The organism is Vibrio penaeicida (assembly GCF_002933855.1).
Classification (GTDB): Bacteria; Pseudomonadota; Gammaproteobacteria; order Enterobacterales; family Vibrionaceae; genus Vibrio; species Vibrio penaeicida_A.
In genome coordinates this window covers 24,426-41,145 of the sequence record NZ_BFAQ01000001.1, presented here as the reverse complement: position 1 = coordinate 41,145, position 16,720 = coordinate 24,426, and the positions used below count along the sequence as shown (strand labels likewise).

The 16,720-nt window shown below is 48.3% G+C and carries 17 protein-coding genes; 16 read left to right on the top strand and 1 reads right to left on the bottom strand.

The genetic code is table 11. The features are described 5' to 3' along the window. Positions 1 to 32 precede the first annotated feature (32 nt). Positions 33 to 542, bottom strand: coding sequence for a 4-hydroxyphenylacetate 3-monooxygenase, reductase component (gene hpaC / locus VPNCDNU1_RS00205; protein ID WP_167404687.1), 510 nt, complete (start codon positions 540 to 542; stop codon positions 33 to 35). 254 nt (positions 543 to 796) lie between these two features. Here hpaC and hpaH point away from each other — a divergent pair, with 254 nt between their 5' ends. The 16 genes from hpaH to VPNCDNU1_RS00125 all read left to right on the top strand — a co-directional run bounded on the left by hpaH (position 797) and on the right by VPNCDNU1_RS00125 (position 16,699). Continuing rightward, positions 797 to 1,600 carry a 2-oxo-hept-4-ene-1,7-dioate hydratase gene (gene hpaH / locus VPNCDNU1_RS00200; RefSeq protein ID WP_104398477.1) on the top strand — a complete coding sequence of 268 codons (804 nt, stop codon included), beginning with the start codon at positions 797 to 799 and terminating at the stop codon, positions 1,598 to 1,600. A gap of 44 nt (positions 1,601 to 1,644) precedes the next feature. Then, entirely contained in the window at positions 1,645 to 2,436 is a 792-nt protein-coding gene (gene hpaI / locus VPNCDNU1_RS00195) for a 4-hydroxy-2-oxoheptanedioate aldolase (protein WP_104398476.1), read from the top strand. A 25-nt stretch (positions 2,437 to 2,461) separates the two neighbouring features. After that, complete coding sequence (locus tag VPNCDNU1_RS00190) at positions 2,462 to 3,151, top strand: fumarylacetoacetate hydrolase family protein (protein WP_104398475.1); 690 nt, start codon at positions 2,462 to 2,464, stop codon at positions 3,149 to 3,151. Then, the gene (locus VPNCDNU1_RS00185; protein WP_101110496.1) at positions 3,148 to 3,918 is read left to right on the top strand and encodes a fumarylacetoacetate hydrolase family protein; all 771 of its coding nucleotides are present in this window, start codon (positions 3,148 to 3,150) and stop codon (positions 3,916 to 3,918) included. Before VPNCDNU1_RS00190 ends, VPNCDNU1_RS00185 begins: the two co-directional genes overlap by 4 nt. Positions 3,919 to 3,920: 2 nt before the next feature. Further along, positions 3,921 to 5,444: a 5-carboxymethyl-2-hydroxymuconate semialdehyde dehydrogenase gene (gene hpaE, locus VPNCDNU1_RS00180; RefSeq protein ID WP_104398474.1), complete on the top strand. Its 1,524-nt coding sequence runs from the start codon at positions 3,921 to 3,923 to the stop codon at positions 5,442 to 5,444. Further along, positions 5,445 to 5,828 (top strand): 5-carboxymethyl-2-hydroxymuconate Delta-isomerase, encoded by a 384-nt coding sequence (locus tag VPNCDNU1_RS00175; protein ID WP_104398473.1) that lies wholly within the window; start codon positions 5,445 to 5,447, stop codon positions 5,826 to 5,828. Between the two features lie 107 nt (positions 5,829 to 5,935). Beyond that, positions 5,936 to 6,787: a 3,4-dihydroxyphenylacetate 2,3-dioxygenase gene (hpaD, locus tag VPNCDNU1_RS00170; RefSeq protein WP_104398472.1), complete on the top strand. Its 852-nt coding sequence runs from the start codon at positions 5,936 to 5,938 to the stop codon at positions 6,785 to 6,787. Positions 6,788 to 6,921: 134 nt separating this feature from the next. Continuing rightward, complete coding sequence (locus tag VPNCDNU1_RS00165) at positions 6,922 to 8,367, top strand: NAD-dependent succinate-semialdehyde dehydrogenase (protein WP_104398471.1); 1,446 nt, start codon at positions 6,922 to 6,924, stop codon at positions 8,365 to 8,367. A 157-nt stretch (positions 8,368 to 8,524) separates the two neighbouring features. Further along, a complete protein-coding gene (locus VPNCDNU1_RS00160) occupies positions 8,525 to 9,823 on the top strand; it encodes an NAD(P)/FAD-dependent oxidoreductase (protein WP_104398470.1) in 1,299 nt (432 codons plus the stop codon). A gap of 135 nt (positions 9,824 to 9,958) precedes the next feature. Beyond that, on the top strand, positions 9,959 to 10,321 hold the full coding sequence (locus VPNCDNU1_RS00155) for a cupin domain-containing protein (protein ID WP_104398469.1): 363 nt from the start codon (positions 9,959 to 9,961) through the stop codon (positions 10,319 to 10,321). Positions 10,322 to 10,417: 96 nt separating this feature from the next. Next, the gene (gene hpaA / locus VPNCDNU1_RS00150; RefSeq protein ID WP_104398468.1) at positions 10,418 to 11,416 is read left to right on the top strand and encodes a 4-hydroxyphenylacetate catabolism regulatory protein HpaA; all 999 of its coding nucleotides are present in this window, start codon (positions 10,418 to 10,420) and stop codon (positions 11,414 to 11,416) included. A 46-nt stretch (positions 11,417 to 11,462) separates the two neighbouring features. Continuing rightward, positions 11,463 to 12,875, top strand: coding sequence for an aldehyde dehydrogenase family protein (locus VPNCDNU1_RS00145; protein WP_104398467.1), 1,413 nt, complete (start codon positions 11,463 to 11,465; stop codon positions 12,873 to 12,875). 99 nt (positions 12,876 to 12,974) lie between these two features. Further along, entirely contained in the window at positions 12,975 to 13,478 is a 504-nt protein-coding gene (locus VPNCDNU1_RS00140) for a universal stress protein (protein WP_104398489.1), read from the top strand. Positions 13,479 to 13,639: 161 nt separating this feature from the next. Beyond that, positions 13,640 to 14,587, top strand: coding sequence for a tripartite tricarboxylate transporter substrate binding protein (locus tag VPNCDNU1_RS00135; RefSeq protein WP_104398466.1), 948 nt, complete (start codon positions 13,640 to 13,642; stop codon positions 14,585 to 14,587). A gap of 39 nt (positions 14,588 to 14,626) precedes the next feature. After that, positions 14,627 to 15,220, top strand: a complete 594-nt coding sequence (locus VPNCDNU1_RS00130; RefSeq protein ID WP_201797092.1) for a hypothetical protein — start codon at positions 14,627 to 14,629, stop codon at positions 15,218 to 15,220. A 9-nt stretch (positions 15,221 to 15,229) separates the two neighbouring features. Continuing rightward, complete coding sequence (locus VPNCDNU1_RS00125; protein ID WP_104398465.1) at positions 15,230 to 16,699, top strand: tripartite tricarboxylate transporter permease; 1,470 nt, start codon at positions 15,230 to 15,232, stop codon at positions 16,697 to 16,699. Positions 16,700 to 16,720: the final 21 nt, after the last annotated feature.

Below are 16,720 nucleotides of genomic sequence, written 5' to 3'. Positions count from 1 at the left end.
GATTTTTCAAAGAAGTGTTGGTACTTTCCAATTTAAGCAGCCTTTGCTTCACCGGTTTTTACGGTTCTAAATTCTCTATTAAAATAAATAAGCGCGTCTTTACTTGAATTAATATCAATATTTTCTATTTCCACAAAAAATACAGAATGGGTTCCAACTTCACTTACGTTTTTAATTTTCCCTTCTAAATTCGCTATTGCACCTTCAAGTTTCGGCACACCTTTTTCTGTTAATTTCCATTCAGGCAGTGCAAATCTTTCTTCCATTGGTAGCTTGGTCATGCCCGCAAAGTGATAAGACATAGTCTCTTGCTCTTCACTGCATATGTTTATGCAGATATTTTGGTTTTCACAAAACTTATCATGGCTACCGCTTTGCTGGTTAACGCACACTAGCATAGTAGCTGGAGAATCACTCACCGAGCATACAGCCGTTGCTGTAATACCCCCTAGCCCAGCTTGACCGCCTGTGGTAACAATGTTCACAGCCGCAGCAAGGTTTGACATAGCATCTCTAAATTTCTTTTGGTTATCCAGTTCCATTTCCGTATTCCCTTCGAGTGTAGGATTGCATTTCCATATTAGATAAAGGGAGATATATAGATATGGCTTTTTCTTTTAATGGATTGCACTTTTCAATAAGAGATTCATACCAAAATAAATTAACCCAATGAATTTAATAAAAATATAACTTATGAATAGTGCCACCTAACCATTTCCGACATTTTCACTTCTAGATTCTATTTGTTATAGATAAATAAAGAACAAGCAAAATAGAAAATAAATAAGGAAGTAGCATGCTCAAAAAGGAAGAAATAGAAAATGCCGCGCAGAAGCTTTATCAAGCTGAAATAAACCGCCAGCAAATTCCCGCCCTGACACTCTCTCACCCAGAGATGACCATGGACGATGCCTATGCCATTCAAAAAACTTGGGTGGATAAGAAAATCGAAGGCGGAGCACAGGTGAAAGGCTACAAAATCGGGTTGACATCGAGAGCCATGCAAATGGCGGTGAACATCGACCAACCTGATTTCGGGGTATTACTGGATGACATGTTCTTCCCAGATGGCGCGCAGATCCCAGCTGGCGATTTTCTCGATCCTCGCATTGAAGTTGAACTGGCGTTTGTTCTAAAAGCTCCGTTAAAAGGTGAGAACGTCACTATTTTTGATGTGCTTAATGCCACCGATTACGTTGTGCCTGCCATTGAGCTCATTGCGGCTCGTTGCCACAGAACCGATCCAGAAACAGGTTACACCCGCAAGGTTTACGACACCATTGCCGACAACGCCGCCAATGGCGGAATCATCATGGGTGGGCGCCCTATTCGTCCAGACGAAATGGACATTCGCTGGGCGGGTGCAGCGCTTTATCTCAACGGTCAAATTGAAGAAACGGGGCTGGCTTCTGGCGTGCTTGGGCACCCTGCAAACGGCATCTGTTGGGTGTGCAAACGCTTTGCGCCACATGGCATTGGGTTGGAAGCAGGACAAGTCATCCTTTCTGGCTCATTTACCCGTCCCGTTGCGGTAAAAGCGGGCGATACGGTGCATGCCGATTACGGTCCGTTGGGCGGCATATCGGTGTCGTTTGTGTAGTGGCGCTAATGAAAATAGTGGCACAAGTATAGGCAGGAACAACTATGAAAAATCAATTTAAACACAAACTCTCCAACCACCAGCTGCAATGGGGGCTATGGCAGGGCTTGCCCGACCCAACTGCCGCCGAAATCTGCGCGGGTGCGGGCTTCGATTGGCTGCTCATCGATGGGGAACATGCCCCGTTTGAACTTGGAGATGTACTTACCCAGCTGCGAGCGATTGAACCATACAACACGTCCACCATTGTTCGACCAGCAGAGGGAAACACCACGGTGATTAAGCGCCTCCTCGATATTGGCGCACAAACGCTTCTAATACCGATGGTTGATACTGCTGAGCAAGCACAGTCGTTAGTGTTGGATTGTCACTACCCACCTCAAGGACGTCGCGGCATGGGAAGTTCGCTAGCGCGAGCAGCACGCTGGAATCAAATTCCAGGGTACGTGCACAGTGCCAACCAAGAAGTGTGTTTACTGGTTCAAGCGGAAACGCAAACCGCACTGAACAACTTGGAAGAGATCGTAGCGATCGAGGGCATCGATGGCGTATTCATCGGCCCTACCGATTTGTCCGCTTCCATGGGGCACGTTGGAAACCCCGATCACCCCGAGGTGGTTGCCGCTATCGAAAGTGCGATTTCCACTATTCGAAAAGCAGGGAAAGCCGCTGGAATTTTATGCCTCAACCCAGCGAAAGCACAGCACTACGCCGATTGTGGCGCGAGTTTTATCGGCATTGGTGTGGATACTTTGCTGCTATCGAATGGCGCGAAAGCACTGGTTTCTCAATTTAAAGGACAACAAGACACCGCCCCAAGCGGAAGCGGTTATTAAAGGCTTGCAGACTTAAGGATTCAACATGACGATTTTACCCAACAGCCAGTCCAAACTGGTTTGTGTGGCACTGAACGACAAGCGCCATCGCCAAGAATGGAACGACAAATTTCAGCAGCCCCCCTACAAAGCGCTGCCAACCGAGCCAGTTCTGTATTTCAAGCCCAGAAATACATGGAACAAAGACAATTCGCTAATACCGGTAGAAAAAGCGAACACTTCACTCGTAGTCGGAACTAGCCTTGCGCTATTGATAGGCAAACGCTGCCAGCGCGTGAGTCGCGACAATGCTCTGAGCTACATTTCCGGCGTCAGCGTGGTGCACGATATTTCCTCGCCGGAAGAAAGTTATTACCGTCCAGACATTCTTGGAAAAGGCATCGATAAATCCGCGGCGATGAATGGCAACTGGCAACCGGCGAGCATACTTGCCTCATCAGCGAGTGCGATTCCATCAGCCCCTGCTCCATCAGCAACGATTGTTTCCACCAAAATTAACGGCAAATGGCGTGGAGATATTTCCACCGACCATTTTGAAACCGACATTCTCGAACTGATTGAACGTATCTCTTTCATCATGACGCTGGAACCGGGCGACATCATTGCTCCGTGTTTTCATGGCGAGCGCATTGCCATACGGGCTGGCGACAAAATCGAATCCAGCATTAATGGCCAGCACCACCTCACTAGCCGCTTAGGGGAGTACGCCCAATGAGAACTGCACGAATCATTAAAGATGGCAAAACCCTGAACATTACCATCGATATGAATGGTCAATTTATCGCGCCAGATGGCAACGTCGTGTCAAAAGACAACATCTCATGGCTTTGCCCAGTAGAAAACCCAGGGACGATTTTCGCGCTCGGTCTTAACTACGCTGATCACGCTTCAGAATTGGCCTTTTCTGCCCCAGAAGTACCACTGGTTTTTATTAAAGGTGCCAACACGCTCACAGGACACGAATGCCCAACGTATCGCCCAGATAATGTGGATTTTATGCATCACGAATGTGAGCTGGTGGCGGTGATTGGCAAGAAAGGCAAGCACATCTCTCGTGAAGACGCGATGGACTATGTGGCGGGTTACACCATTTGTAATGACTTCGCGATCCGCGACTACCTTGAAAACTACTACCGCCCCAACCTGAAAGTGAAAAGCCGCGACTCCCTTTGCCCTATCGGTCCTTGGCTGGTGAGCAAAGATGAGTTGCCAGACGTCAGTAACCTGTCACTGGAAACCAAAGTGAATGGCGAGGTGGTTCAAACAGGTAACACCAACGGCATGATTTTCAGCATCCCAGAGCTGATTGAATACCTTAGCCAAACCATCACGCTGCAACCGGGCGACATGATTGCAACTGGCACACCAAAAGGGCTGAAAGACACCCAACCCGGCGATGTGGTTGAGTGCTCTATTGAAGGGCTCGGCACGTTAACCACACACATGGTCAGTGAAACGGAATACTTTGAAAGCAAGGATTAAGCATGACAACTCTCGATACTCAAATTACCAAAGCCAGACAATATCTGGCGCGCTTTAAGACCGATACGCTTGGTCACTTCATCAATGGAGAATGGACGCTAGGAACGGGTTCAGATACCTTTGAAAACCAAAGCCCGATCAACAATAAGCGCCTTGGCACGGTAGTGAAAGGCACGGAACAAGACGTGAACCTAGCCTGCATTGCTGCGCAAAGTGCCTTTGAAGAATGGTCGGGGTTTTCTGGTGCAAAACGTCGCCAAATCTTACATAAACTTGCGGACGAAATAGAACGCAGAGCTGAAGAAATTGCACTCGTTGAATCGGTGGATTGTGGGCAAGCATTTCGCTTTATGAAGCAAGCAGCCGTGCGCGGGGCGGCGAACTTTCGCTTCTTTGCAGACAAAGCTCCAGAAGCGAAAAACGGCGATTCTTTGTTTCAAGAAGCGCACACTAACTTCACCGTGCGTACCCCTATTGGCCCCGTCGGTGTGATTACCCCATGGAATACCCCTTTCATGTTATCGACATGGAAAATCGCCCCCGCACTAGCCGCTGGCTGTACCGTCGTGCACAAACCTGCAGAGTTCAGCCCACTCAGTGCCGCTATTTTAGCGGAGTGTGCCGAAGCTGCTGGGTTACCGGCTGGCGTTTGGAACATGGTAAATGGGTTTGGTGAAGTGGCCGGTAAAGCACTTACCGAGCACCCTGCAATCAAAGCGGTGGCTTTTGTTGGGGAAACCACCACTGGCTCTATGATTCAAGCACAAGGCGCAGCAACGTTAAAACGTGTCCACTTTGAATTGGGCGGCAAAAACCCCGTATTGGTGTTCGACGATGCCGACATGGAACGTGCCCTAGATGCGGTTGTTTTTATGATTTACAGCTTGAACGGTCAGCGCTGTACCAGCTCTAGCCGCTTGATCCTTCAATCATCCATCAAAGATGAATTTATTGCGAAGTTGAAACACCGAGTGAGCTTGCTAAAAGTGGGGCATCCACTCGACCTCGATACCGAAGTCGGCCCACTAATTCATCCGACGCATTTAGATAAAGTCACCAGTTATCTGGAATCTGCCAAGCAGGAAGGAGCCGATGTCGCTCGTGGCAACGTCTCGGAATTGGCACCAGAAGAGGGGTATTACTTTGCTCCGGCGCTGATCACTAACGTGAATAACGAAATGAAAGTGGCGTGTGAAGAAATCTTCGGACCTGTTTTATCGGTGATCACCTTCGATTCAGAAGAAGAAGCCTTGCGCATTGCCAACGATACCCAATATGGCTTGGCGGCGTACATCTGGACAGGCGACACCGGTCGCTCGATGCGATGTGCCCACAAAATTGAAGCGGGCATGGTGTGGGTCAACTCTGAAAACAACCGAAACCTCCCTTCTCCCTTTGGCGGCGTGAAAATGTCGGGGGTCGGTCGTGACGGTGGCGATTGGAGTTTCGACTTCTACATGGAAACCAAAAACATCTGTATCGCACACGACCAGCACACGGTGCCTAAATTGGGTAAGGAGGGCTAAATGCCTCACTTTATTGTCGAGTATTCCGCCAATTTGGATGGCGATGTGGATTTTCCCGATCTGTTTGAACAACTCGCCAACGTTGCTCAAGAAACGGGGGTGTTCCCATTAGGGGGCATCCGTATTCGTGCGCATCGCTGCGAACACTTTCGAGTGGCGGAAGGCGACCCTGAAAATCGGTTTATTCAATTGACCATCAAGGTGGGTACAGGCAGAAATGAAGAAACACTCAAAGAAGTGGGCGACACTCTACACGCCTTCTGTACTGAGTATCTTTCTTCTCTTTTCGATACTCGATACCTGAGCTTTGGGCTGGAGCTGACCGAGCTTCACCCAACCTTGAATTACAAGAAAAACAATATCCATCAAAAACTGGCCAAGTGAGCACAGCGCTGGCATCGCTGGCGCGCCAAACAGTGAATGAAATACACGCTATTTATTCCCTAATAGTTAGTGGAAAGAATCCAACGTGAAACACAAGGAGAATGATTATGGGTGAATTGGTTATAGCAGCCAAAATTACACACGTCCCAACCATGTTGATGTCGGAGCAACCCGGACGTCTATTTGGCTGCCGACAGCAAGCCATCGATGGACACAAAAAGCTGGCAGCAATGGCAAAAGAACACAATGTCGACACACTGGTCGTGCTCGATACCCATTGGTTGGTCAATGCTGGCTATCACGTTAATTCAAATAAGAAATTTGAAGGTATTTACACCAGTCACGAGTTTCCTCACTTTATCCAAAACCTCGCTTATCACTACGATGGCAACCCAGAATTAGGGGACGCCATTGCAGAAAAAGCGATGGCAAAAGGCGTTCATACCTTATCTCACCAAGTGGAAACGCTCGATTTGGAATACGGCACCCTCGTTCCGATGCGGTACATGAACGAAGACAGCCATTTCAAAGTTGTCTCCATTGGCGGTTGGTGCGCGGTGCACAGCATCGAGTCATCACGTCTTGTCGGCGAAGCCATTCGTGAAGCGATTGAAGAAAGTGACAGCCGAGTCATGCTGCTGGCATCGGGATCGCTTTCCCACAGAATTTGGGACAACGATGACTACGAAGCCAACAACGGCACCTTCACCATTTCCAAGGAATTTAACCGCCAAGTCGATCTACGCGTATTGGATTTGTGGGCGCAAGGAGAAATCAAAACCTTCCTGAAAATGCTCCCTGACTATGCAGAACTGTGCTCTGGCGAAGGCGGCATGCACGATACCGCGATGCTGTTTGGTGCGTTGGGTTGGGATAACTATGAAGGTAAAGGCACGCTCATCGGCGAGTACTTTCCAAGCTCGGGGACAGGGCAAGCTAACGTGCTGTTCTCGCTATAAAGCAGTTTTCGCTGATTCAATGACTTTTCTTTGATCCAGTAAACGATTGCTGAATCACCGTTTCATTACGCCCGACTCCAGCTTTGAAAATAGCAAGGCGAAGGGCGCTTCTACCTTTTTCAAAGGAGCGCAACGTGAGATTAAACGATCCAACTCTGTTAAAACAACAATGCCTAATCGACGGAAATTGGGTAGGCGAAGGGGACCAAAGCCAACCTATTTGTAACCCAGCCAATCAAGAAGCCATCGGGTTCGTTCCTTGCTTTGGAAACGATGAAACCCTTCAAAGTATCGAGGCAGCAGAGCGAGCACAAAAAAGCTGGAAAGCGCAAACCGCCAAATCCCGTTCTTTGATTCTTCGCCGCTGGTTCGAACTGATGCTAGAGCATCAGGACGATCTCGCCACGATTCTCACCTCGGAACAAGGAAAGCCGTTTGCAGAGGCCAAAGGTGAAATCGCCTATGCGGCAAGCTTCATCGAGTGGTTTTCGGAAGAAGCCAAGCGTACCTATGGCGAAACCATTCCAAGCCACAAACCCGATGCCCGAATCGTTGTAACAAGAGAGCCCATTGGCGTGGTCGGTGCGATTACTCCTTGGAATTTCCCAGCGGCCATGATCACCCGAAAATGCGGCCCTGCATTAGCGGCAGGCTGCGCGGTAGTGCTTAAACCTGCACCCGAAACCCCGTTTACCGCTTTGGCATTGGGCGAACTTGCCATTCGCGCAGGTGTACCTGCCGGTGTACTCAATATCGTGACTGGCGATGCGGTACAAATTGGCGGCGCATTAACTCAAAGCCCGGTGGTTCGAAAAATCAGCTTCACTGGCTCCACAAACGTTGGAAAGCTGCTCATGAACCAATCTGCCGACACCGTGAAAAAGCTCTCGCTTGAATTGGGTGGCAATGCCCCTTTCATCGTGTTTGACGATGCGGATTTAGACGCCGCGGTCAGCGGGCTCATGGTAGCCAAATACCGAAATGCAGGGCAAACCTGCGTGTGTGCGAATCGGATTTACGTACAGCGAGGCGTTCATGATGCGTTTGTGGAACGTTTCAAAGCTGCAGTCGCTAAGTTAGAAGTCGGCGATGGGATGAATGGTCACGTTCAAATAGGCGCCATGATTAACAAAAGCGCGGTCACTAAAGTCTGCGAACACGTGAGCAACGCATTAGAGCAAGGCGCGACATTGGTATCGGGCTCTGCCACCCCACCCAATGACTTGTTCCTCCACCCTATGATTGTGACCGACATGACCGACGACATGCGCGCCGCCAATGAAGAAACCTTTGGCCCTCTGGCGGCGATTTACCCGTTTGATACTGAAGAAGAAGTCCTTGAACGTGCAAACCGCTCCGATGTAGGGCTCGCCGCGTATTTCTATACCCAATCGCTCGCCCGTGCGTGGCGCGTTGGCGAAGCATTAGAAGCGGGCATGGTCGGCATCAATGAGGGGCTGATTTCCACCGAAGTCGCACCATTTGGTGGCATTAAAGCATCAGGTTTAGGGCGTGAGGGAGCTAGGCAAGGTATTGAGGATTATCTCGAAACCAAATACATGCTTATGGGCGGATTGTAGCCATTTTCTCTTTATATACAGAGCATTAGTAACAACTCATCCTTTTGGTCGATATAGCCAAATTGAAAAGCTTGGCTAAATGGTCCTTAGCCCACCCAACTGCTATTGAGGTTGGGTCTGGAACCACAGACAGAATGGAAATCAGAAGAACAATATTATGGAACATTTAAATTCTCTTACTTACTACGCTGCTACCAAGAAATACGACTTGTCGTTTCCGACATTGGAAAATGATCTTGATGTGGATATCGTGATCATTGGTGGTGGCTTTACGGGCATCAACACCGCTTTGGAACTGGCAGAAAAAGGCATCACCAATGTTGCCGTATTGGAAGCCAAACACCTTGGTTATGGTGGTACAGGCCGCAATGGTGGTCAAATCATGGCAGGATTAGGTCACGATTTGGACACGGTAAAAAAGCACGTTGGCAAAGATGGGCTCGAAGAACTTTTCAAACTGGGCAACATCGGCGCAAGCATCATTCGTGAGCGCGTAGAAAAGTACAATATCGATGCGGATTTCTGTCAGGGTTACGCGTATCTGGGCTTTAACGGTCGTCAGGAAAAAACGCTGCGTACTTGGATGGACGAGTTTAAAAAAGCCACGCCCGACGAAGAAATCACGCTGCATACCGGATCTGAAGTGCAGGATGTTATTGGTTCACCTGCTTACTCTTGCGCGCTGAAACACATGGGTGCAGGTCATATTCACTCATTGAACTTGCTGCTTGGTGAAGCAAAAGCTGCCTCTGAATTGGGCATCTCTATTTACGAAAACACCCAAGCTCTGGATGTGGAATACGGTGAACAAATCAAAGTGCGCACTGCCAGAGGCACAGTGACTGCGAAGAAACTTCTGTGGGCATGTAACGGTTTTTTGCAGGGTATGGAACCTCACTTACACCAACACACCATCAATACCTATGCCTTTCAAATGGCAACCGAGCCACTCAGCGACGAGATGATTGAACGCATCAGCCCTATTCGCGGTGCCTACAGCGACATTCGCCCGGTTATCGATTACTACCGAGTCACCAAAGAAAACCGCCTGCTATTTGGTAGTGCAACGCGCTGGGTCGAATACATGCCGAGCGATTTAAAAGCATGGAACCGCAAACACATGTTGACGATTTTCCCATACCTGAAAGACGTGAAAATCGACATGGCGTGGGGTGGACCGCTTTGTTGTTCCGCCAATCTGTTTCCGCAAGTCGGAACACTAGAAGGACACGACAATGTGTTTTACGTACAGGGCTATTCTGGCTTTGGCGTAACCCCAAGCCATATTGTTTGCAAAGTGTTAGCAGAAGGCATGAGCGAAAGCACCGACCGCTACAGCTTGATGAGTTCAATACCACTGACACGTGTCATCGGAAAGGATGTTGCCCGACCATTGCTCGTGACCAGCGGCAAGCTTTTCCACCAAATCTCGGGCTATTGGATGGGCAGGCGCTAAGTCGCCCTTCTCACTGATACACGTTATTAATCAAGACACGTTATTAGCCAATACACGTTACTAACCAAGACACAATAAAAACACGTGCTTCACCCATAAATACGCTTATAAAAGTCAACGAAAAAGGAAATACCAATGAAACCTATTCTATTGAATCAAACCCTGCCTGAAATGATGTCTGTCGGCAGTGTCGAAAACCTTGGTTCAACCGTGATCTCGGGTTCACCTCAAGCAGAGGTAGCGATGATTTCTGGTGCACCGGAGGACGCAGTGAGCTGCGGTTTGTTTGGCTGCACAGAAGGCGAATTCAGCATGCAATACCCCTTCACAGAGCACGCTACTGTTTTAGAAGGCGAAGTCGAACTCACCAATGAAGAGACGGGTGAATCCCACACATACAAGCAAGGCGACTCTTGGTTTGTAGAGCAAGGCACAAAAGTGCGTTGGCACATCCGCACGCCCAAGTTTGTAAAACACTACTTAGCTGTTGCTCAGTAAAGTTTGACGCTTCTCTGCTGGTTTTCCCTTAACCATCGGCAGACATAACCGTTTGCAGACATAACCATTGGCAGAGAAGCATTTTTCGGGGGATTTATGAGTCCGACAAACATCAAAAGCATCACGCAAGCTAATTTAGCTCAAAGCGATTTAGCGCAAGACAATGCCGTAAAAGACAATGTCACGCAAAAGAATATGGCGACATCACGTATTCCGAATATCGATATCGGACAAGCGTACGACCGACGCTATATCGATAGCGAAGTTCATTTCGAACAAATACAGAACCTGGCGGATTTCTTTGGGCATGATATGCCGGTGCATTATCACGATCGCTTCTATCAAGTGCATGTAGTGATGTCGGGTAACATTCGTTTGCAACTGGATAACCGCACCTATCAGTGTGAAGGGCCAGTGCTGTTTTTTACTCCGCCCACCGTGCCGCATGGTTTCACTATTTCCACCGAAACTGAAGGCTACGTACTGACCATTCGACAGCAATTCGTTTGGCAAATACTCAGCCAAACGTCCGCTTTAAACGACAAAGGGTTGTTTGCCACCAAAGGGGTTTGTATCCCGCTTCGCACTCATAAAGTGTCGCTTAATCGAGTCCTTACGTTACTTGCCTTGCTAAACGATGAATACAGCAACGAACGCACGGAAAAAGCCAAGGCATTGTATTCGTTGGTGCGCTTGGTTTTAATTGAAATTATTCGCATGTCCGACGAATCCGATTCCGCTTCTTCTGTTCGCGATATTGATGCTCAAATATTTCATCAGTTCCACAAGTTGATCGAAGCGCAGTTTGTCCACCATTGGACATTATCCCAATACGCCAGTGAGCTGTGTGTTACCGAATCTCGGCTTAACAGCATTTGCCAACGCGTGAGCGAAAAATCGGCGAAACGCTTGGTTAACGAGCGGGTTTTGCAAGAATCCAAACGTTTGATTGGGCTTACCCAAAAACCCATTACCCAAATTGGCTACGAACTCGGGTTTCACGACCCTGCTTATTTCGCTCGCTTTTTTCGCCGGATGTCTGGCGTAACCGCAAGCAACTACCGGGAAAGCCAGCAGAAACCATCGACAGGGTAACCCCCAACGATTGCTGTGCTTTCAATCAACATCAGGAGATTTTGTTATGGATAACCGCTTTGGAATGATCATCAACGGCCAAAAACGCACTGGTGATCTGCCTCCGCGCCCTGTTATTAACCCAGCCACAGGGCAAGTACTGAGAGACGCGCCAGAAGCTTCTTCTAAGCTGCTAAACCTTGCTGTGGAATCAGCGAATCAGGCATTTGAAAGCTGGAAAAACGTCAGCCACATGACGCGCAAGGCCATGCTGACAGAAATTGCCGACAATCTTGAAGCCGCAATGGAAGAGCTCGCGACTCTGATTGTGGAAGAACAAGGTAAGCCACTCGATTTAGCAAGAATGGAAGTGGGTGGTGCGGTGGCATGGACTCGTTACGCGGCGGGTGCCGACGTGCCCGTTAAAGTGATTCAAGATGACGATACTAAGCGCATCGAACTACACCACAAACCCATTGGCGTTGTTGCTTCTATTACCCCTTGGAACTGGCCGCTGATGATAGCGGTTTGGCATGTTATGCCCGCGTTGCGTACTGGAAACTGTGTGATCATCAAACCTTCGGAGCTTACGCCATTCAGCACGATTCGTATGGTCGAAATCATGGCAGATGTGCTGCCAGATGGGGTGATTAACGTGATTTCAGGGGGCGGCGAACTCGGACAAGCCATCAGTGAGCATAAAGGCATCAATAAAATCGTATTCACAGGTTCCACACCAACAGGGCAACGCATCATGAGCGCAGCGTCGGGCAATCTGAAACGCCTCACTCTAGAACTCGGCGGTAACGACGCTGCCATTGTCTTGCCAAATAGCGATGTACAAGCTTTCGCTCAGGGGCTATTCCAAACCTCCTTCATCAATATGGGGCAAACCTGTGCAGCACTGAAACGCTTATATGTACACGAAAGCCAATATGAAGAAGTCTGTCAGGCGCTGACTGATATCGCACAATCACAACGCGTAGGAGCAGGTTTGGAAGAAGGCGTGACCTTTGGCCCTGTACAAAACCTGAATCAATTCAACAAAGTGCAAGAGCTCATCGACGATGCCGTTGCCCAAGGGGGCAAAGTCCTGACGGGAGGCAAACCAGTGAGTGATGAAGGCTACCTATTCCCGCCAACCATTGTGGCAAATGTATCTAACGGTATTCGATTGGTCGATGAAGAACAATTTGGCCCCGTATTACCCGTGATCCCATATCAAACAGTCGAACAAGCTATTCAGCTCGCGAACGACAGCGATATGGGGCTCGGTGGCTCAGTGTGGGGCAGCGATACCGAACAAGCTCAACACGTCGCTCAAAGAATGGAGTGCGGCACAGTGTGGATTAATGGGCACGCCGAAGTACTACCCCACGCGCCATTTGGCGGTAACAAAATGTCGGGGTTCGGCGTGGAATTCGGTGAAGAAGGGTTATTGGAAAACACCCAACCTCAGTTAATCAATATAAATCGCTAAAAAACAGAGGTTAACATTCGGCTCATCCCAATGGTTGATACCTGATACTTGCGGGATGAACTTGAATGGTTCAATACAGAAAATGTAGAGGCAATGGATATGCTTACTGAAATTAATACAATTATATACGCATCGGATTTGCAAAAAGGCAGTCGCCCAGCGTTTAGAGCGGCCGTTAAACAGGCCATTGCACATGATGCCAAAATTGTATTTCTTCATGCGATTCCACCCATTGGAGAGCTGACTCAACAGGTAATGGTGAGTTATCTCCCTAAAAAGGTGAATCAAAAGCATACCGATCAAATCATGGCAGATGCTCAAGCACGTATTCAGCAACGCATTCAGTCTTTTTTAGAAAGCGAACTGGATAACGTGACTGCCTTACCACAGCCTCCACAAATTCAAACTCAGATAGGTGAACCGCATGAGGTGATCTTATCCTGCGCTCGAAAACACAGCGCGCAACTTATTGTCATGGGAGACAGGGAAGCAAACGCGATATCGCGTCTGTTTTTAGGGTCAACAGCCCTTAAAGTCATCAGTCAGAGTGATATTCCAGTCCTCATTGTTCCACTCAGCCAAGCGTCGGCTAGCAAAGAATAAATTGGTAAATAAAAAGTTAGTAAAGAATAAGTTAGCCAAGAATGAGCTAACGGAATAAAAGTCAGATAAAAGTGAAACACCTCCTGATAAGTCTGCTGAACATTTGCCTGCCAAGCAATTGGCTACTCGGACTTATCGACCCAACACAGAAAGGGAAGTTTATGAAACGTGTAACTAAAGCCATGAAGGCTGCTCTTATTGCTGCCGGTCTGATGACCAGTTTTGCAGCACTGTCCGCTAATTATCCTAATCGCCCAGTTAAGTTTGTTGTGCCATGGCCTCCGGGCGATTTGGAAGACATTCTTACTCGTGTGATTGCAGAAGAAATGTCGAAAGAAACGGGCAAACCTGCGTCCGTCGTGAATAAGCCCGGTGGTGGCGGTGTGGTCGGTGCAACAGATGTCTCTCGCTCTCGTCCCGATGGGCTGGTGATTGGCTCTTTCGTTGCCGATATACTCACAACGCAAGTGTTGTATGGCACTGCACCATTCGACCAATCCACGTTTGAACCCGTTGGGATTTTCCTCGATTACCCATTCGCCATTGCGGTGAAGTCAGACGCGCCTTATAACAATCTGGAGGAGCTGGCGGCTTACTCTAAAAGCAACAAAGTCACATTAGGGCATTTTGGCTATCAAGCCTTACCTACCGCTATTACCTTTAAAGCCGCTGACCAAATCGGAATCAAGTTTTCTTCGGATGCGCCATTTGATGTGTTGGATTGTTCAACCTTGGCAAATGGCGATGCGGATGTCATCAACACCACAACCCAACTCATTCTGGCTTGCTTGAATTCTGGCGATGTGAAGTTGCTGACTTCGATAAGCCGCGATCGCCTTTCGATTTCGCCTGATGTCGCGACATTAGCGGAGCAGACGGGCATTACGCAAACAACGTGGAACGGTCTGTTTGTGAAGAAAGGTACGCCTCAAGCGATCAAGGACAAAATTGCTGGTATCGCTCAGAAAGCGCTTCAAGCTGATCGTGTTAAAGACATCAGCATGAATACGGGTGCAGGTGTCTATTGGCTAGGTGGTAAAGATGCAGAAGCCCTGTTAGCAAAAGACTTTGAACAAGCGAGATCACTGCTCAATTTCATGAATCAGTAATCGAAAGGGGGCGGTATGCCCCCTTGCAAGGAGTGCAGTATGATCTCTGAAACCCATTCTCTCGACACAAAGCCTGTACCTGACAGCCCCCATTCGGAAATAAATAAAGGGTTGGAGAACAAAGGGACAGGCGGAATTTTCGTCTTCTTTGCTGTGTGCGGATTGCTTCTGCTGTGGTTCTTACCCGAGCAAGCATCGTGGGTAAAAACCAAACGTGGTTGGTACACCCAGCCAATGATGGGACCCGCGCTAGGTTTGGGCGTTTTTGTGGTTTTTGCCCTGCTCAAAGTGCTGTATCACATCCGACGTTTTTCTCTTCATCCCATCCGAGCTCTGGATTCTGGTGCCGATGCCATTGCCAGTTATCGTGTCGCGATTATTGCTGGCGCTTTGTTTGCACTTTACATTCACTCGCTGTCCATTATGGGGTTTGCACCTGCCACATTGCTTTTTGTTTGCACCTTACTGTGGGTGAGCCGATTACTGGATGGATTTTGGATGATGATAAGCGTTCTTGGTGTAGCAGCCGTTGTGATCATATTCAGAGTGATGTTGAACCTATGGCTACCGGATGTTTGGCTATATGGGTTGCTGCCAGAATCTTGGTCGCTGTTTGCCAATCAATATCTGTAAGGAGATAACATGGAATCATTAATGTTAGGGCTTGCAGAAGTCGGAACGGTTAGTGTGCTTAGTGCCATCTTACTTGGGGCACTTATTGGGGTAACCATTGGATCTATTCCGGGTTTAGAACCTGCCGGCGTGATGGCCATTTTATTGCCAATCAGTTTTTCAATGGAGCCATTAGCTGGTGTCAGTTTGCTGGTTGGTGTGTATGGCGGCGCTTGGTATGGGGGTGCCATTCCTGCCATTTTGATGAACACACCCGGCACTCCTGTGGCGGTATTAACCACTTACGATGGTTACCCAATGACTCAGCGAGGTGAAGGGAAAAAAGCACTCTCAATTGCTTACTCGGCTTCCTTTGTGGGTGGTTTGGTGAGCATTCTTTCTTTGGTTTTTCTTGCGCCTATCTTATCGCAGGTCGCTACGCATTTTGGCTCGGCTGAATTTGCCATGCTTGCGTTACTGGGAATGGTGTTCGTGGTTTTAGCGCATCGCAACCAAGTGCTCGATGCCGCCATGATGCTTGGGCTCGGTATCTTCTTTGGTTCCGTTGGCGTGGACCGCTCATACAACACGTTAACTTATACCTTCGGTCAGGAATGGCTGCTTGGTGGGATTCCACTGGTTCCAGCGGTAATCGGTTTGTTTGCGATGTCTCAAGCTTTTGTACTGCTTTCTCAAAAAGGCGGTGATGCCAAAACCACCAAACTTGAGGGTAAAGGGTACTTCTCTGGCTTAATCACACTGGCAAAACATAAGATTACCGTCGCACGCTCTGCTGCACTGGGCGTGGTAATGGGGCTATTACCAGGAGTTGGAGAGTTCGGCTCTCAGTTTTTCTCTTACACCTTGGCACAAAAATTTTCGAAAACACCGGAAAAATTCGGCGATGGCGCTGAAGAAGGATTGATTGCCTCTGAAACCTCCAACAATGCTGTGACGGCATCGGTCATGATCCCTCTTCTGGCATTTGGCATTCCTGCCGATGCGTTAATGGCGATGCTGTTAGCCGTATTTATGGTGCATAACTACATTCCCGGTCCAACCCTTTTTGTTGAAAGACCGGAGTTTATCTCTGGGTTGTATTTGTCGCTTTTGCTGATCAATGTGGTGGTCTTTTTATATTTGACCTTCGCGACTAAATGGATTGTGAACCTCACCCGAATTCGTGGCCGGTTTATTGGTGCTTTCATCTTAGTTCTGGGTTTTATTGGTAGCTATAGCCAAAACTACCAGTTTTCCGATGCCATTATCGCCCTTGGATTTGCAGGCTTAGGCTATGTGTTACGCAAAAAGAACATACCTGCGGTGCCTATTGTACTTGGGTTGGTGTTAGGACCAGTGTTTATGGTACGAATGCGACAAGCACTTGGTGTAGCAGATGGTGATTTGTCGATTCTGGTTACGCGCCCAATCGCGGCAACATTGTTAGGGCTCACAATACTTTCGATCGTGGTATACGCCCTCTCTTTGAAAAAGAGATAAGGAAAAAGAGATAAAATTCAA